This window comes from Natronorubrum sulfidifaciens JCM 14089, from assembly GCF_000337735.1.
Taxonomy (GTDB): Archaea; Halobacteriota; Halobacteria; order Halobacteriales; family Natrialbaceae; genus Natronorubrum; species Natronorubrum sulfidifaciens.
In genome coordinates, this window is record NZ_AOHX01000026.1 from 152131 (window position 1) to 168541 (window position 16411).

Consider the following 16411-nt stretch of genomic DNA (forward strand, 5'->3'; position numbering starts at 1 on the left):
CCGTCGCCGACGCTCCTCGTGCGATGTACCACGTGAAAACGACACGCAAGTGAACTCGAGTGTGAGACTCGAGTCCGCGGGAACGTCTACTCTGCTTCGGGAATCGCCGCGTCGTCGACGTAGGGCAGTTCCTGGGCCTTCTTACGGACTTCGCCGGCGTTGGACTTCATCAGCGCCGTCGTGTCCCAGACGCCGTCAACGAGGGCTTTCCGCTGAGCCTCGTCGACGGTGACGTCGATCGTCTGCTCTCCGTAGGTCACTTCCTCGGCCTCGACGTCGATGTCGATCTCCGCGTCGGGGTTCTCGTCAACCCACGCCTGCAGGTCCTGGATCGTCTCGCTGTCGGCCGTCACGGTCGGGATGCCGAGCGCCAGACAGTTGCCCGCGAAAATCTCGGCGAAGCTCTCGCCGATGATCGCGTCGATGCCCCAGCGCATCAGCGCCTGCGGGGCGTGCTCGCGCGAGGAGCCACAGCCGAAGTTGCTGTTGACGACCATCACCGACGAACCCTGGAATCGCTCCTCGTTCATCGGGTGGTCTTTCTGGTTGTCGTCGTCATCGAATCGCAGGTCGAAGAAGGCGAACTCGCCCAACCCGTCGAAGGTGACGACCTTCATGAATCGCGCGGGAATGATCTGGTCGGTGTCGATGTCGTTGCCACGGATCGGAATGCCCGAGCCGGAGACGTAGTCGACTTCCGGAATCTCGACGTCGTCGCCGCCGTCGGTTCGAATCTCCCGAACCTCGGCGTCGCTGCTCGCGGGCGTTCGCCCGCTCGCTCGTTCCGAGGCCTCGCGGTGCTCGTCCTCGCGACTCATGCAGTGGTCACCTCCTTCAGTTCGCGCACGTCAGTTACTTCCCCGGTGACCGCCGCCGCGGCGACCATCTGCGGGTTCATCAGGACGGTGCGTCCGTCCTTGCTTCCCTGTCGGCCGACGAAGTTCCGGTTCGAGGAGGAGGCGCTTGCCTCGTCGCCCTCGAGTTGGTCTTCGTTCATGCCGAGACACATCGAACAGCCGGCGTTGCGCCACTCGAATCCGGCCTCCTCGAAGGTGTCTTTCAAGCCCTCCTCCTCAGCGGTGTGCTGGACACGCTGGCTGCCGGGGACGACCAACGCACGGACGTCATCGTCGACCTGTCGGCCGTCGATGATCTCGGCGGCACGGCGCAGGTCGGGCAGACGGGCGTTCGTACAGGAGCCGAGGAAGGCGACGTCGATGTCGTAGCCTTCCATCGTCTCGCCGGGCTCGACACGCATGTGTTCTTGAGCGCGTCGGGCCGTGTCCTGTTTCTCCTCGGGCAACTCTTCTGGTGCTGGAATCGGCTCGGTGACGCCGACGCCCTGTCCAGGCGTGGTTCCCCACGTGACGACTGGCTCGAGTTCGTTTGCGTCGATGGTGACGACGTCGTCGTACTCGGCGTCCTCGTCCGATCGGATCGACTCCCAGTACGGTTTGAGCTCGTCGAACTTCTCGGGATTGTCCTGGAAGTAGTCCGTCTGCTCGAGCCACTCGTAGGTGGTCTCGTCGGGGTTGACGTAGCCCGCGCGAGCACCGCCTTCGATCGACATGTTACAGATCGACATCCGACCCTCCATGCCGAGGTTCTCGATGGCCTCGCCGGCGTACTCGTAAACGTAGCCGACGCCGCCTTCGGTACCGAGTCGGCGGATAATCTCGAGGATGATGTCTTTCGCTTCGACACCCTCGCCGAGTTCGCCGTCGACCTGGATCTTGCGAACCTTCTGTTTCTCCATCGCGACGGTGCCCGTCGCGAGCACGTCCCGAATCTGAGAGGTCCCGATCCCGAACGCGAGCGCGCCGAACGCGCCGTGGGTCGAGGTGTGGGAGTCCCCACAGACGATCGTCTTGCCGGGCTGGGTGAGCCCCTGCTCCGGACCGATGACGTGGACGATCCCCTGATCGCCGGACGTTGGGTCCGAGAAGTCGATACCTGCCTCGCGGACGTTCTCCTCGAGTTCGGCCATCATCTCCTCGGCGGCGTCTTCTTTGTACGGCCGGGACTGGTCGGCCGTCGGCACGATGTGGTCGACCGTCGCGTGGGTCAGCTTCGGGAACGCGACCTCGAGGTCGCGCTCGCGGAGCATCCCGAACGCCTGCGGGCTCGTGACCTCGTGGATGAGGTGGAGCCCGATGAACAGCTGATCCTGTCCAGTCGGCAGCGTGGTGACTTTGTGTCGATTCCAGACCGTGTCGTACAGTGTTCCCTCACTCATTCTGCGTCCTCTACGGTGTCTTCGTGTTCGCTCCCGCGTTCGAAGACACGGTTCGCGTCGGCCGCCTGTTTCGGCGGCGTGTGGTCGACGTCTTTCATCGTTCGGTTCTCGGTTCGGCCGTTCCGATCCGTCGCCGTCGGTTCACGTGGCTCACCGCCGTCCGTCGCGACGGTTGGGCCGCGGCTGAACAGTCGGCCTGCCGTCTCCCCAGTGTAGGGGTTGGTGTGGCTGACGTTCGCCATTGTCTCTGTCGTGTCGTTTTCGCTCATTGTCGTGTGTGCTTAGTCGTCGGCCGCCACTTCGGCGGACTCGGCTTCTGTTTCGGTTTCGTCGTCGGCCCAGGCGAACAGCTCGCGCAGTCGCGCGCCGACATCTTCGATCTCGTGTTCCTGTTCGGCCTGTCGAAGCTGGCTGTAGCTTGGTCGACCGGCCTGGTTCTCGAGGATCCACTCGCGGGTGAACTCGCCGTTTTGAATCTCCTCGAGGACCTCGTCCATGTTCTCACGGACGTGGTCGTCGACGATGCGGTCGCCACGGGTGAGTCCACCGTACTCGGCGGTGTCGGAGACGGAGTTCCACATCTCCATGTTACCGCCTTCGTACATCAGGTCGACGATCAGTTTGAGTTCGTTGAGACACTCGAAGTACGCGATCTCGGGCGAGTAACCCGCATCGACCAGCGCCTCGTAGCCGTGTTTGACCAGCGCGGTCACGCCGCCACAGAGGACGGCCTGCTCGCCGAAGAGGTCGGATTCGACTTCTTCCTGGAACGTCGTCTCGATGACGCCAGCGCGGGCACAGCCGATCGCTTTCGCGTACGCGAGGGCTCGCTCCTGTGCGTCGCCGGTCGTGTCCTGATAGATCGCTAGCAGGCCGGGCGTTCCTTCGTCGTTCTCGTAGTTCCGGCGGACGAGGTGGCCCGGACTCTTGGGGGCGACCATCGTCACGTCGACGCCTTCCGGCGGCTGAATCTGGTTGTAATGAATGTTCAGCCCGTGGGCGAACTGGAGCGTGTCACCGGCCTCGAGGTTCGGTTCGATGGCGTTCTCGTAGACGTCCGCCTGAACCGTGTCGGGAACGAGCACGGAGACGTAGGATGCCTGCGAGACGGCGTCGGCTGGCGTCGTGACCGTCAGCCCGTCGGCTTCGGCTGCCGAGCGCGAGGCGGAGTCCTCGCGCAGGCCGACGACGACGTCGACCCCACTGTCGTGGAGGTTCAGCGCGTGGGCGTGGCCCTGGCTGCCGTAGCCGAGGACGGCTACGGTCTCGTCGTCAAGCGTCGATACGTCTGCGTCGTCATCGTAGTAGATGTCGGTGGTGAATTCGTCAGTCATCGTCTGCAGTTTGGGTGTGGGGGTGTTCGTCCTGTCGATTCATCTCGTCGGCGGCAACACCCGCCGAACTGGGCGCGGCCGTCTCGTCGGTGCCACGCGCGAGTGCGGTCAGTCCGGTGCGGGAAATCTCCCGAATGCCGAACTGACTGAACGTCTCGACCGCAGCCTCGATCTTCTGTCGGGCACCCGTGATTTCGATCGTCGCCGTCTCCGGACACGAGTCGACGGTCTTGCCGCCGTACATCTCTGCGACGGCAGCGACCTGATCGGGTCGGTCAGCCGAGACCTTCACGAGCGCCAGTTCGCGGCGCATCGCGTCGGGCTCGAGTTCGCGCACCGAGATCACCGGCACCAGCTTTCGCAGCTGCTTTTTGATCTGGTCGATACCGGGGTCGGGCTCTTCGACGACGACCGTGATTCGGGCACGCTCCTCGTCTTCGGTCGGGCCGACGGTCAGGCTCTCGATGTTGAACTGCCGTCTCGAGAACAGCCCCGAGACGTCAGAGAGCACGCCGGGCTCGTGTTTGACCAGCGCCGAGATGACCGTCCGACGCGGGTCGTGTGTCGCCTCGACTTCGGGATCGATACGAATGCCTTGCTTGTTGCGCCGGCCCGCGGGCGTTGGTCGCTCCTCGGGTGCCGGTCCATCTAAGCCACGTTTCATGCGAAATACCTCGTATTTCGGTTGCAGTCGGACGATGTTTGTCCGACAGTCATAGCTGATCCTCCGTAAGTGCGAACTGTCCGTTGTCGCCGCCGCTTGGCACCATCGGATAGACGTTCGCTTCGGGGTCGATGTGGACGTCGATCACCGAGGGGCCGTCGTAGTCGATTGCCGCCTCGATCGTCTCTGCGACGTCGTCGTAGTCGTCGATACGGAAGCCGGCTGCGCCGAAGGCTTCGGCGAGCTTGTCGAACTCGGGCATCCAGTGGTAGTCCGACGCGGAGTGGCGTCCCTCGAAGAAGGCGTCCTGCCACTGTCGGACCATGCCGATATACTCGTTGTTGAGCACCGCGACGGTGATATCGAGGTTCTCGCGAACCGCGACCGAAAGCTCCTGCAGCGTCATCAGGAACGAGCCGTCGCCGTCGATACAGACGACGTCCTGGTCGTCGTCGGCCGCGAGTCGTGCGCCGATCGCTGCGGGCAGGCCGTAGCCCATCGTCCCAAGACCGTGACTCGAGACCCACGTTCGGGGCTCGGTGTAGGTCCAGTACTGGCAGGCCCACATCTGGTGTTGGCCAACGCCGGTCGTGACGATGGTGTCGTCGGCCGTCGCCTCGTCTAAGGCCTCGACGACGAACTCGGGTTGAACCGGCTCGTCTTCGGGCGCGTCGTAGGCCATCGAGTAGTCGGATTTCCACTGCTGGCACTGGGCGCGCCACTTCTTGGCTTCCGGAGAGGTCTCGACGGCAGCCGAGAGCTGGTCGACGACCGTCTCGGCGTCGCCGACAAGCGGATAGTCGGCGTAGATGTTCTTGCTGATCTCGGCGGGATCGATGTCGATGTGGATGATCTCTGCGTCGGGCGCGAACGTCTCGATGCCGCCGGTCAGGCGGTCGTCGAATCGCGTCCCGATCGCCAGCATCGTATCGCAGTGGGTGATCGCCATATTGGCGAACCCGGTGCCGTGCATGCCAGCCATCTCCATCGAGAGTTCGTGATCTTCGGGGAACGCCCCGATGCCGGGCATCGTGGTGACGACCGGGATCTCGTGTTCGATCGCGAACTCACGACAGGCCTCGCTGGCTTCGCCTTTGATGACGCCGCCGCCGAGCAGCATGACGGGGCGAGCCGCGTTCTCGAGTCGCTCGGCTGCGGCAGCGACGATCTCGGCGTCGGCCCGTTCCTGCACGTGGTAGGTGTCGGGCGTTTTCGGCTCGTCGGGTTCGGTCTCGGTTTCGCCGTTGGTAACGTCTTTGGGCAGGTCGACCAGCGTCGGGCCGGGTCGTCCTTCGCGGGCGAGTGCGAACGCCTCGCTGACGTCGGTACCGACCCGATCCGAGTCGCTTGCAAACGTGTTGTCCTTCGTGACCGGCTTCGTGACGCCGGTCGTATCGGTCTCCTGGAAGGCGTCGTTGCCGACGAACTCCGTCGGCACCTGGCCCGTCAGGGCGACCAGTGGGTCCGAGTCCATGTCGGCGTCGGCGATCCCCGTCACGAGGTTCGTCGCGCCGGGACCGGACGTGGCCAGACAGATGCCCGGCTCGCCCGAGACGATGCCGTAGGCGTCGGCCGCGTGGGCCGCCGCCTGTTCGTGGGCCATCGTCACGTGGTAGATCTCGGAGTCGTACAGCGCGTCGTAAACGGGCATGATCGCCCCACCCTGCACGCCAAAGGCGTACTCGACGCCGGCGTTCTCGAGGGCGCGGACGACCGACTGGGCACCGTTGGTGACCGGCGTCGGTGTCGTCGCCGTGGCCGACTCGGTGTCGTCAGTAGCGGCGTCCGGCGCTGCGCTGTCGGTGATCTGGTCGTCGTCCTGTTCGTCCGCCTCGGTTGGTGTGACCTTTGCTGCGCGTTCGCTCATTTATTGCCTCCCGCCGCCGTGCGGCGATCCATGTGGTTCGCGCTGGGTGTATCGTGTGGTGTCATCTGCTGGATTGCGTGTCGCTGTGAAAACGGTGCGACGAATTCGGGATCGGAGCTACGGACTAGAGATGGGGCGAGGACGCCCCTACAATACGAATCGGAGCGAGCGCGCTGCTGTCGACCGCAACGAGGCGACCGGACAGCTGAGCGCGGACCGTCATTATTGATGACGTAGGTTCCTCGAGGGACATAATCCTTGCGAGTCTCGTCGGTCGACCCACTCGAGCGCCACAGCAGGGGCTCGCGGGCGGTGGCAAACGTGGCAGCCATCCCTTAGACGCGCACCTCCTCCTCTGTCTGGCGTTCGACGCCAGCCTCTTTGGCGAAGCGCTCGAGATCGTCGACGGTGACCCGTCGTTTCTCGGCGCCGTAGTCTTTGACGCGGCGGGTGACTGCTTTGACTTGCTCTGTGGTCGGATCGAAGCCACGTTCGTGCAGGCGTTCACGGACCGAGTGGGTCCCGGTGTGTTTGCCCATGACCAGTCGGCGCTTGGCACCGACCATCTCCGGCGTCATGACGCCGGGTTCGAAGGTATCGGAGTTTTCGATGACGCCAGCGGCGTGGATCCCGCTCTCGTGAGAGAAGGCGTTGTCGCCGACGATCGGCTTGTTGCCCGGCGTCCCCATTCCGCTTTTCTCTTCGACGATCTCCGAGAGCTCGGTGATGCGAGTCGTGTCGATCCCCGTATCGGTCTGGTAGAGCGACTCGACGGCCATCACGAACTCCTCGTAGGCGGCGTTACCGGCCCGCTCGCCGATGGAGTTGACGGAGACCTGTGCCTGGTCTGCTCCCGCTTCGATACCGGCCAACGCGTTGGCGGTGGCCAGTCCGAAGTCGTCGTGTGCGTGGACGTCGATCCGCGCGTCGGTGTGGGCACAGACCTTTTCGATCATGGCCTTGAACCGGGTCGGCGTTGCGACGCCAGTAGTGTCGGGAATGTTGATCCAGTCGACGCCTGCCTCCGTGACCGCCTCGATCACGTCGATCAGGAACTGCTCGTCGGTCCGTGTCGCGTCCATCGGCGAGAACATACAGGTCGTTCCCGTCTCGGTGACACGTTCGACTGCGTCGACTGCGCGCTGTACGACTTCGTCCCGTGTGGTGTGCATCGAATCCTCGATCTGGACGTCGCTGGTGCTGACGAACGTATGCACCATCTCGACGCCCGAATCCAGTGCGGCTTCGATATCCGCATCGACAACGCGGGCTAACCCGCACGTCGTTGCCTGCGTCGAAGACGCGATGTCACGAACGGCCTCGAACTCCGCGTCGGAGTTGACAGGGAACCCGGCTTCGATAACGTGGGTCCCCATCTCGTCCAGAACGGAGGCGATCTGCCGTTTGTCGTCGTAGGAGAACGAAGTTCCGGGAGACTGTTCACCATCCCGGAGGGTGGTATCAAAGACACGTGCTGACTCTATTTCGTCAGTGGAATCTAACGTGCCCTGGAAGAACTCGACCCCCCTGACTGGTGTCAGAGGACGGGTTGTCTTGTGAAGACATTGTATCTGAATCCCAGGTGGGACGACATATATAAACCTGACGCTGTGATGGGCGATCACTGATATGACGGGATGGGACCAGCCCACACCAAATGGACGAAATCGCAAGACACCAACGACCTAATACATACTTACAGCTCCTATTATCATAGTGGTCTCGAGTCGAGTTCACTCGTCAGCAGCGCTCACAGCCCCCCGAAACAGCGCGTGATCGGCCGCCACGAACCCACCGACACGCTCGCGCGCGCTCGTCGGTGGACGTTTGGTCATATCACACTGTTTCCGACCATCTTACCTTTCGAAACGGTCAATTATTCACCACTGAACCCATCTCTCGTCTACTTTTGTCGCATTCGAGCTGCCGCTTCTCGAGTCAGCCCGGGTTGTCGGCAGCGTCGTGTCGAGAGGGGGCTCGCTACTCGAGCGCTTGCTGGCGGGTCTCGTACTCGTCGACGTAGCGGGCCTCACAGGAGGAACAACAGAACGTCTTCACCTCGCCGCCGACCGTTCGCGTCACGCCATCGCCCGTAATCTGTTTGTCACAGACCACACACTCGAGGGAGAACCCGTCGGCGGAGAGGCCGACGGCCCGATCCGAGCGCGCGAGCAGCGTCACATTATAGCCAGTCAGCGTCTCGAGGTCGAGTTCGGACTCGAGCCACGAGCGAGCGGTTGCGTCGGGGAGCGTTGCGTGGACGACCACGCGCCCGTCCATCCCCTCGGCGATGGTGTCGACGCCCGGCAACTCGGCCGCAGCAGCGTAGACGTCGTCAACGGCGTCCGGTTTCGCCTCGAGTTCGACCAGCACGGGCACGTCCCCGCGGAGTCGCTCCCGGTCGACATCGATGGTAAACCCTTGAATGATCCCCTGTTCTTCGAGGCGGGCGATTCGATCCGAGACGGCAGGCGGCGTCAGCCCGACGTGGTCGGCGATCTCCTTGTACGGCCGGCGGGCGTCCTCGAGCAGTAACTCAAGGATCTCGAGGTCGGTGTCGTCGAGGTCGCGCATACGTGATCGATTAGGCTGCGAGCGTCAAGAGGGCTGGTATTGCCACCCGAGAGAGCGTCACTCACGATCGACATGACTGTCATCGGAGCCACGTGATACCGTTTTAGGAGTCGCCGTGGTAGCGCGTCTCGGCATGACGACCGACGAGATCACCGACCTCCTGACGGAGGCCTACATCAGCGAACTCGAGACCGTAATGAACTACCTGACGAACGCGATCGTGCTGGACGGCGTCCACGCCGAGGAAGTCAAAACGAGCCTCGAGGAAGACGTCCAAGAGGAACTCGACCACGCCCGAATGCTCGGCGAGCGACTGAAACAGCTTGACGAGTCGCCGCCGGGTTCGGCGGCGTTCGAGGCCAGCCAGCACAGCCTTCAGCCACCCGAAGACACGACGGACGTCCAGTCGGTCATCGAAGGCGTGCTCGAGGCCGAAGACGACGCGATCGAGACCTACCGATCGCTCCACGAAGCGGCATCCGAAGCGAACGATCCCGTCACCGAAGACGTCGCGGTGACGATTCTAGCCGACGAGGAGGCCCACCACACCGAGTTCCGCGGCTTCAAAAAGCAATTCCCACAAGACTGACGACTCGCGATCGCCGGCCAGCCATTCACCGGTAGCGTCGGCCATGAGCGACGACAGCCCCAACCGCGACCGCGCACAGGATCGTGCCGAACGACGGCAATCACAGCGGGCCGAGACGACCGAGACCATCCTCGAGGACATCGAGCGCCACCTTGGCGCGCTCGAGTACCCGGCCACGAGTGAGGAACTCGCCGCCGAGTACGCCAACGAGTCGATCGACCTGCCGAACGAGACGGAGTCGCTCGGCAGCGTCTTCGATCGGTTGGCCGGCGAGCAGTTCGACAGCGTCGAGGCGGTCCGCGAGGCAGTGTACGGCGAACTCACGGGCCAAGCCGGATCGCCGAACGAGGCGAACCCGGAACGCGACCTCGCCAGTCTCGAGGAGGAGCATCAGGGCTCGAGCAGCGACCGCAGGCGTGACTCGCTGTAGCGACGCGTCATCCACAGTTGGCCCACCACCGCGTCGTCCCCGACTGTGATAGCAGAACCGATTTACGTCAGCATCCTCTGTTCTCGCGTATGGATTACGAATCGAGTCTCGACCGAGCGATGGAAGACGTTCCGGACATCGGTGGCGACGAAGAGCGACTGCAGATCCCCGATGCGGAGACCCAGAAAGACGGTGCGTTCACGCGGTTTACGAACCTCGACGATATCGCCGACGTGCTCTCGCGCGAAGACGAACACCTGCACCGATTCATCCAGCGCGAGATGGGGACCAGCGGCAAACTCGAGGACGGCCGTGGCCGATACAACGGGACGTTCTCGGAGACGGACTTCAACGCGGCCGTCGACGCCTACGTCGACGAGTACGTCCTGTGTACGGAGTGTGGCCTGCCGGACACCCGCCTCGTGCGCGAAGACCGCACGCCAATGCTGCGCTGTGACGCCTGTGGTGCGTTCCGCCCGGTCACCAAACGCTCGGCGAGCAGCCAGCAACAACAGCAGGCCGACGCCGTCGAAGAGGGCAAAACCTACACGGTCGAGATCACCGGCACCGGCCGCAAGGGCGACGGTGTCGCCGAGAAAGGCAACTACACGATCTTCGTCCCCGGCGCCGACGAAGGCGACGTCGTCGAGATCTATATCAAGAACATCTCCGGCAACCTCGCGTTCGCGCGACTCGCCTGAGCACGCACGACAGCTTCACATCTCTTCGCGTTCCGCTTTTCGTCTCTCTTGTCTTTCGCTCTCGCCTCTCGAGACCAACTGCGATGCTCGACCCAGCCTCGATACGCTAAAGTCAACTTGCACTAGTTACGCGAACGTGGGAGTCTCGTTCGACCTCTTTGGCACGCTCGTGACCGCCGACAGACCGACCGATCCGGCCGCAGCCGTCGCGACGGAACTCGAAAAACGGGACGTCGACGTCCCCGACGACTGGGACGACGCGTACACGGAACTCCACATCGACGCCCCCGAGGGCGCGGAGGTCCCGCTGCCGGCGCACGTCTCTCGCGCACTCGAGAGTCGCGGCGTTAGCTACGAGCGAAACGCGGCCCGCAGAGCGGTCGTCTCGGCGTTCGATCCCGAGGTCGAGACCAGACCAGGTGCCGTCGAGGCAGTCGCGGCCGCCCGCGAGCACGGACCCGTCGCGATCTGTTCGAACTGTAGCGTGCCCGAACTGGTGGGGCGGACGCTCGTTCGCTCCGCGTTCGACCGCGACGATTTCGACGCGATCGTCACGAGCGTCGGCTGTGGCTGGCGCAAACCCGCCCCCGAAATCTTCGAACTCACCGCGGCCGAACTCGACGCCAACCCAGCCGACCTCGTCCACGTCGGCGACGATCCGCGGACCGACGGCGGAATCGAAGCCGTTGGCGGAACGGCGCTGTTGCTCACAGAGCATCCACTCGAGTCGATTCCGGCCCGGCTGGCGGGCCACGAGCAGACGAGCGATCCATGAGCGTGTGGCTGGGCGATGAACGGCGTACGGAAAGCGACCGGACGAGCGGGGAGGAGACGCCGTGTTGCTGACGACGATCATCGTCATCGGACTGGTGCTCACGCTCGACCTCCTCGTCGGCGAGCCGCCGAACGCCGTCCATCCGGTGGCGTGGTTGGGCCGACTTATTGCCCCGCTGGACCGCGAGTGGGCCGACAGCGAGCGTGGCCAGCGACTGGCGGGGTTCGCTATCGCCCTCGTCGTTCCGCTCATTGCCGCGACCGCTGCAGGTGGGCTCGTGCTGGCGATAAGTGTCTTCTCACCGCTCCTCGGTGCTCTCGCCGCCGGACTCGTGTTGTTCGCCACGTCGAGCCTGCGCTCGCTGCTCGAGTTGACCGAGACGGTCGTCGCGGCGACCGATAACGACGACCTCGAGACGGCTCGCGAGGAGATCCGGGGACTCGTCGGCCGCGACACGTCGACGCTGTCGCCGGCGGAGATCCGCAGCGGGGCGGTCGAGAGCGCCGGCGAGAACCTCGCCGATGGGCTGGTCGCGACACTCCTTCCGTTTGCCTTGCTCGCGCCGGTCTCGCTGCCGGCCGCCGCGGCCGCCGCGGCGTGGGTCAAAGGCGTCAACACGCTGGATTCGATGCTCGGCTATCCGTCGAAACCCCACGGTACCGGGAGCGCCCGCCTCGACGATCTGGTGATGTGGCTCCCGGCTCGAGTGACGGCAGTCGCGATCGCACTCGCTGGCACCGATCTAAAAGCAGTCTTTCGTGCGCGCGAGTGGGCACGAGACCCACCCTCGCCCAACTCGGGGTGGCCCATGGCGACGCTCGCCTGTGTGCTCTCAGTTCGACTCACGAAGCCGGGTGTCTACGATCTGAACACCGACGCCGCGCTACCGACGGTCGCAGACGGCGAGCGCGCCGTCGCCGTCGTCGGCCGGGGAGCCGTCGTCGCAGCGCTTCTTGCCGTCGTGCTCGCAGCCGGAATCACAGCGCTGGCGGGCTCGCTCGAGGTGGTCATCTCATGATCCGTCACCACCTCGCCGCGGTGCGCGGCGCGCTCGGCTTTCTCACCCGGCTTCCCGTCGGCTACAAAGACGGCGACTGGGACGCGTTTCGCTCGCGGCCGGCGGCGTTTCCGGTTGTCGGCTACGTCGCCGGGGTGCTGGCTGCGGTGCCGTTGTTCGCAGCCGACGTGCTCCCGGCGGCGACGGTCGCCGTCGGCTACCTGCTCGCGACCTACGCCGTCGTCGGTATCCACCACCTCGACGGCGTGGCGGATCTGGGCGACGCGCTCGTCGTCCACGGCGACATGGAGCGCCGCCGTGAGGTCCTCAAGGACACGACGACCGGCGTCGGCGCGCTGCTCGCTGTCTCGGTCGTCGTCGCCGCACTCGGACTGGCCGGGCTCGCACTGGCTGGCCTGCCCGTGCTCGCGGCAGTCGCCATCGCCATCGCCGCGGAAGTCGGGACGAAACTCGGCTTGGCCGCGATGTGCTGTTTCGGCCACGCGAGCCACGAAGGGATGGGACGACAGTTCACCACAGCCTCGAGCCCAGCCTCGTTTGTTGTCCCGGCCGTCGTCGCCCTCCCTGCGGTCGCGTTGGCGTGGCCTCACCCAGCCAGCGCGGTCGCACTCGCTGGAGCCATCGCCGGCATCGGGCTCCCCTGGTACTGGGCGAGCCGGCATCTCGGCGGGCTCAACGGCGACATCTTCGGCGCGGCAAACGAAATCGGCCGCGTCGCGGGCGTCCACGCGGGGGTGATCGCATGGACGCTGTTGTGATGTGTGGCGGCGAAGGCAGCCGCCTCGAGAGTTCCCACGAGAAGCCGCTCCACCCGATCGACGGCGTCGCGATGGTCGATCGCGTGCGCTCGGCCCTCGAGGCCAGTCGCGTCGACACCCGTTACGCCGCCGTCTCGCCGAACGCGCCGGAGACGCAGGCGCATCTCGAGCAAGCCGACGGCGTGACGACGGTCGAGACCGACGGCGACGGCTACGTGGCAGACCTCGTGGCGCTGCTCGAGCGTCCCGAAATCGAGCCCCCGGTCCTGACCGTCGCGGCCGATCTCCCGCTGCTGTCGGGAGCCACGGTCGACCGGGTGCTCGCGGTCCACGGCGAGAGCAACGGCTCGCAGACCGTCTGCGTGCCCGTCGCCCTCAAGCGCCGGCTCGGCGTCAGTATCGACTCGACGCTCGAGCCGGACGACCACCTCGCGCCGACCGGGGTCAACGTCGTCGGCGATGCGAACGAACCTGAATCCATGACACACGTAAGCTACGATCCACGACTCGCGATCAACGTGAACCGACGCGAAGACGCCCGTGTTGCAGCCGACCGACTGGCTGTGGAGGACCGGTAACGATGCGCGTGATCCTCCCTGCCGGCACGACCGAGACGGGCCTGATCGACGGCATCAGCGCCGCCGGGGCCGCCCCGGAGCTGATGGAGCACACGCCGTCCGCGGACGTCGAGATCCTCGCATACGGCGAGCCGACGGTCGCTCCGGTGACGCCGGTTAGCCCGAACGGCTGTCCGACGCCGGCGGCGGTGACTCGGGCCGTCCGCGAGGTGGTCGACTTCGACCTCTCCGTCGTCGACGCCGGCCTCGCCCAGCCGACGGCCGCGCCCACCGTCGACCTCGGCGTCGACCCCGGCGACGACATCCGCGAGTCGGCGGCCGTCCCCGACGCGGCAGCGATCTTCGACCGCGCACACACCTACGGCGGCAGTCTGCCCGACGACGAACTCATGATCGGCGAGACGGTCCCCGGCGGGACGACGACCGCACTCGGCGTGCTCACCGCCCTCGGCGAGCCAGCCGGCGTCTCCTCGTCGCTTCCGAAAAACCCGATCGAGCGCAAACGCGAGGTCGTCGACGCGGCACTCGAGGCGAGCGACGCCGCGCCCGGCAGCTTCGAGGGCGAGCCGGTCGAGGCGATCCGAGCCGTCGGCGACCCAGTGCAGGCGACCGTCACGGGAATCGCCGCTGGCGCGCTCGAGGCGGGAATCGACGTCACACTCGCCGGCGGGACCCAGATGGTCGCCGTCGCGGCGCTCCTTCGCCACGCCGACGTCGACGCGCCGCTGTCGATCGCGACCACGTCTTTCGTCGAGGCCGAACAGGGCGACCGACTCGAGGAGACCTGTTCGCGACTGGACTGTGAGCTGACCGTCACCGATCCTGGCTTCGACGCTCGCGACCACGTCTCGATGAACCGCTACTGCGCCGGCGAAGCAAAGGAGGGCGTCGCGATGGGTGGTGCGCTCGCGCTCGTTCCCGACGACCGATTCGACGAGGTTCTGGATCGCTTCGAGACGGTGTGTGCCCGACTCGGCATCGACGACGCCGACTCGGCGGGATCGGACAGGCCGGAGGCCGAGCGTGGACCCTGAGTCGGTTCGCGCGGGCGAGCGCGTCCCTCACGGCGGCGACACCGATCCCGACGTCCTCGATTTCTCGGCGAACACCAACCCGTACACGCCCGACGGCGTCGCGGAAGTGTACGACCGCGCGCTCGAGCAGTCGCGCCGTTACCCCGACGACGACTATCCCGACTTCCGGACCGCGGCAGCCGAGTTCGTCGGCTGTGCGCCGGAGCGAGTGATCCCGACACCCGGGGGGCTGGCCGCGATTCGGCTGGCGATGGAGCTCACGCTCGAGCCCGGCGACGACGCGCTGGTTCCGTATCCGAGTTTCGGCGAGTACGCCCGCGAGGTCGGGCTACAGGGTGCATCGCCGCAGTTCGTCCCCCACGACGAGATCCTCGAGACCGAGGGCGACGTCCTCGAGTCAACTGCGCTGGCGGTCGTCTGTACGCCGAACAACCCGACCGGCGAGGTGGCCGACGCGGACGAACTGGCTGCGTTTGCGGCCCGCTGTGGCGAGCACGAGACGACGCTGCTGGTCGACGAGGCGTTTCTCGGCTTTACCGACCGTCCGTCGGCGGCCGGCCTCGAGGCCGAGCACGTGATCGTCGCCCGCTCGCTCACCAAGCTGTTCGGGCTGCCGGGACTGCGGGCCGGCTTCGCCGTTGCGAGCGGTGAACAACGCGACGCCCTCGAGACGGCCCGCCGGGCGTGGTCGCTGGGCACGCCCGCCGCCAGCGTCGGTGCCCACTGCCTGCGTCAGGACGCGTTCGTCCGCGAGACGCGCGAGCGGGTCGCCAGCGAGCGTGCGCGGATGCGCAAGGCGCTCGAGCGACGCTTCGATGTCGTTGCCTCCGAGGCCCCCTACCTGCTCTGTGACGTCGGCGACCGTGCCGTCGACGACGTGATCGCCTCGGCCCGCGCGGACGGCGTCGCTATCCGCGACGCGACGACGTTTCGCGGCCTCGAGTCACACGTCCGCGTCGCCGTCAAAGACCGCGAGGCGAACGATCGACTGCTCGCAGCGCTCGACGTGCTCGAGCGCGACGACCGAACCGGAACGGATGGGGCCGAAGCCCGCAAATGACCGGGAGCGAGCCGGCCTACCATGCGGTTCGACGGGCGGGGGTTCTCCGCGTCTCTCGGCCCGACACCGAGTGGCTGTCGACGGGGTGGAACGGCGGGAAACGGACGTCGGATGCGGTCTACAACGTCACGGTGCCGGACGGCTGGGAGCGGACGGACCTCGATGCATACATTGCCGAGCGACTCGAGCGAGCCGGCTTCGCCGACCGTGGCCAGCCCCAAACCGACCTCGGCCCGGCGCTGCTGACCGGCGCCAAACAGCGCGACGCCCGCGGCGCTCGGTGTGGCTCCGTGACGGCCTACGCGACGGCCGGCATCTCGAACCCGGCCGCGTTGCCGATGGACCCCGACGGGGAGGGTGAACGGTCCGTCCCGGACGGTGACGAGCAGCCCCCCGGCCACGGAACGGTCAACGTCATCGTCGGCACGACGACGGCGCTGGCCCCCGGCGCGCTGGCGAACCTCGTCGCCGTCGCCGCGGAGGCGAAAGCCGCGACGCTGCTCGCCGAAACCGGCTATCCGGGGACGACGACGGACGCGATCATCGTCGGCCACGACCCGACGGGCGAGCAGGTATCCTTCTCGGGCAGCGCCACTAATGTCGGCGCGGCGACTCGAGCCTGCGTTCGCGAGGCGCTCCGGGCCACCCTTCGAGCCCACTACGAGGGCAGTGATTCGACGCTCCCCGACGCCGTTTCCGACGCGCCCTACGGCGTCTCGACCGATATTCGGGCGACCGTCTTTCGGCCCTCACTCGAGGACTGATCCCTTCCCGACCTCGAAACGTTAACCCA

Annotated in this window: 18 protein-coding genes; 10 read left to right on the forward strand and 8 right to left on the reverse strand. The window is 65.8% G+C overall.

Features of this window, described 5'->3' with window-relative positions; translation table 11 throughout:
* Positions 1-86: 86 nt before the first annotated feature.
* The 8 genes from leuD to C495_RS03890 all read right to left on the reverse strand — a co-directional run bounded on the left by leuD (position 87) and on the right by C495_RS03890 (position 8675).
* Positions 87-818 carry a 3-isopropylmalate dehydratase small subunit gene (gene leuD / locus C495_RS03855; protein ID WP_008160199.1) on the reverse strand — a complete coding sequence of 244 codons (732 nt, stop codon included), beginning with the start codon at positions 816-818 and terminating at the stop codon, positions 87-89.
* Positions 815-2236: a 3-isopropylmalate dehydratase large subunit gene (gene leuC / locus C495_RS03860; protein WP_008160200.1), complete on the reverse strand. Its 1422-nt coding sequence runs from the start codon at positions 2234-2236 to the stop codon at positions 815-817. Before leuC ends, leuD begins: the two co-directional genes overlap by 4 nt.
* Positions 2233-2505 carry a hypothetical protein gene (locus C495_RS03865; RefSeq protein ID WP_008160201.1) on the reverse strand — a complete coding sequence of 91 codons (273 nt, stop codon included), beginning with the start codon at positions 2503-2505 and terminating at the stop codon, positions 2233-2235. Before C495_RS03865 ends, leuC begins: the two co-directional genes overlap by 4 nt.
* Before the next feature lie 12 nt (positions 2506-2517).
* Positions 2518-3570 carry a ketol-acid reductoisomerase gene (ilvC, locus tag C495_RS03870; protein ID WP_008160202.1) on the reverse strand — a complete coding sequence of 351 codons (1053 nt, stop codon included), beginning with the start codon at positions 3568-3570 and terminating at the stop codon, positions 2518-2520.
* Entirely contained in the window at positions 3563-4234 is a 672-nt protein-coding gene (gene ilvN / locus C495_RS03875; protein ID WP_008160203.1) for an acetolactate synthase small subunit, read from the reverse strand. The genes ilvC and ilvN overlap by 8 nt, the downstream gene beginning before the upstream one ends.
* A gap of 49 nt (positions 4235-4283) precedes the next feature.
* Positions 4284-6101 (reverse strand): biosynthetic-type acetolactate synthase large subunit, encoded by a 1818-nt coding sequence (ilvB, locus tag C495_RS03880; protein WP_008160204.1) that lies wholly within the window; start codon positions 6099-6101, stop codon positions 4284-4286.
* A 335-nt stretch (positions 6102-6436) separates the two neighbouring features.
* Positions 6437-7678, reverse strand: a complete 1242-nt coding sequence (locus C495_RS03885) for a LeuA family protein (RefSeq protein ID WP_449406469.1) — start codon at positions 7676-7678, stop codon at positions 6437-6439.
* 403 nt (positions 7679-8081) lie between these two features.
* Positions 8082-8675: an Lrp/AsnC family transcriptional regulator gene (locus C495_RS03890; protein WP_008160207.1), complete on the reverse strand. Its 594-nt coding sequence runs from the start codon at positions 8673-8675 to the stop codon at positions 8082-8084.
* A gap of 133 nt (positions 8676-8808) precedes the next feature.
* Between C495_RS03890 and C495_RS03895 the strand changes: the two genes are divergently transcribed.
* From C495_RS03895 to C495_RS03940, 10 genes are all read left to right on the forward strand, one after another.
* The gene (locus C495_RS03895) at positions 8809-9264 is read left to right on the forward strand and encodes a ferritin-like domain-containing protein (protein WP_008160209.1); all 456 of its coding nucleotides are present in this window, start codon (positions 8809-8811) and stop codon (positions 9262-9264) included.
* Between the two features lie 43 nt (positions 9265-9307).
* Positions 9308-9694 (forward strand): DUF5789 family protein, encoded by a 387-nt coding sequence (locus C495_RS03900; protein WP_008160211.1) that lies wholly within the window; start codon positions 9308-9310, stop codon positions 9692-9694.
* Between the two features lie 89 nt (positions 9695-9783).
* On the forward strand, positions 9784-10395 hold the full coding sequence (locus C495_RS03905; protein ID WP_008160213.1) for a translation initiation factor IF-2 subunit beta: 612 nt from the start codon (positions 9784-9786) through the stop codon (positions 10393-10395).
* A 136-nt stretch (positions 10396-10531) separates the two neighbouring features.
* Entirely contained in the window at positions 10532-11170 is a 639-nt protein-coding gene (locus C495_RS03910) for an HAD family hydrolase (protein WP_008160215.1), read from the forward strand.
* 61 nt (positions 11171-11231) lie between these two features.
* The gene (cbiB, locus tag C495_RS03915) at positions 11232-12188 is read left to right on the forward strand and encodes an adenosylcobinamide-phosphate synthase CbiB (RefSeq protein WP_008160218.1); all 957 of its coding nucleotides are present in this window, start codon (positions 11232-11234) and stop codon (positions 12186-12188) included.
* Positions 12185-12946, forward strand: a complete 762-nt coding sequence (cobS, locus tag C495_RS03920; protein ID WP_008160219.1) for an adenosylcobinamide-GDP ribazoletransferase — start codon at positions 12185-12187, stop codon at positions 12944-12946. Before cbiB ends, cobS begins: the two co-directional genes overlap by 4 nt.
* Positions 12946-13524 (forward strand): GTP--adenosylcobinamide-phosphate guanylyl transferase, encoded by a 579-nt coding sequence (locus tag C495_RS03925; protein WP_008160222.1) that lies wholly within the window; start codon positions 12946-12948, stop codon positions 13522-13524. The genes cobS and C495_RS03925 overlap by 1 nt, the downstream gene beginning before the upstream one ends.
* A 2-nt stretch (positions 13525-13526) precedes the next feature.
* Entirely contained in the window at positions 13527-14558 is a 1032-nt protein-coding gene (gene cobT, locus C495_RS03930; RefSeq protein WP_008160223.1) for a nicotinate mononucleotide-dependent phosphoribosyltransferase CobT, read from the forward strand.
* Positions 14548-15618, forward strand: coding sequence for a threonine-phosphate decarboxylase CobD (gene cobD, locus C495_RS03935; protein WP_008160225.1), 1071 nt, complete (start codon positions 14548-14550; stop codon positions 15616-15618). Before cobT ends, cobD begins: the two co-directional genes overlap by 11 nt.
* Positions 15615-16382, forward strand: a complete 768-nt coding sequence (locus C495_RS03940; protein ID WP_008160228.1) for an adenosylcobinamide amidohydrolase — start codon at positions 15615-15617, stop codon at positions 16380-16382. The genes cobD and C495_RS03940 overlap by 4 nt, the downstream gene beginning before the upstream one ends.
* The last annotated feature ends 29 nt before the right edge of the window (positions 16383-16411 follow it).

Excerpts from the sequence above, each read along its gene's own strand:
- cobS (WP_008160219.1), top strand. The coding sequence starts at position 12,185 with ATGATCCGTCACCACCTCGCCGCGGTGCGCGGCGCGCTCGGCTTTCTC.
- C495_RS03925 (WP_008160222.1), top strand. The coding sequence starts at position 12,946 with ATGTGTGGCGGCGAAGGCAGCCGCCTCGAGAGTTCCCACGAGAAGCCG.
- ilvB (WP_008160204.1), bottom strand. The coding sequence starts at position 6,101 with ATGAGCGAACGCGCAGCAAAGGTCACACCAACCGAGGCGGACGAACAG.
- ilvN (WP_008160203.1), bottom strand. The coding sequence starts at position 4,234 with ATGAAACGTGGCTTAGATGGACCGGCACCCGAGGAGCGACCAACGCCC.
- C495_RS03890 (WP_008160207.1), bottom strand. The coding sequence starts at position 8,675 with ATGCGCGACCTCGACGACACCGACCTCGAGATCCTTGAGTTACTGCTC.
- C495_RS03865 (WP_008160201.1), bottom strand. The coding sequence starts at position 2,505 with ATGAGCGAAAACGACACGACAGAGACAATGGCGAACGTCAGCCACACC.
- C495_RS03940 (WP_008160228.1), top strand. The coding sequence starts at position 15,615 with ATGACCGGGAGCGAGCCGGCCTACCATGCGGTTCGACGGGCGGGGGTT.
- C495_RS03900 (WP_008160211.1), top strand. The coding sequence starts at position 9,308 with ATGAGCGACGACAGCCCCAACCGCGACCGCGCACAGGATCGTGCCGAA.
- leuD (WP_008160199.1), bottom strand. The coding sequence starts at position 818 with ATGAGTCGCGAGGACGAGCACCGCGAGGCCTCGGAACGAGCGAGCGGG.
- C495_RS03905 (WP_008160213.1), top strand. The coding sequence starts at position 9,784 with ATGGATTACGAATCGAGTCTCGACCGAGCGATGGAAGACGTTCCGGAC.
- ilvC (WP_008160202.1), bottom strand. The coding sequence starts at position 3,570 with ATGACTGACGAATTCACCACCGACATCTACTACGATGACGACGCAGAC.
- C495_RS03895 (WP_008160209.1), top strand. The coding sequence starts at position 8,809 with ATGACGACCGACGAGATCACCGACCTCCTGACGGAGGCCTACATCAGC.
- leuC (WP_008160200.1), bottom strand. The coding sequence starts at position 2,236 with ATGAGTGAGGGAACACTGTACGACACGGTCTGGAATCGACACAAAGTC.
- cobT (WP_008160223.1), top strand. The coding sequence starts at position 13,527 with ATGCGCGTGATCCTCCCTGCCGGCACGACCGAGACGGGCCTGATCGAC.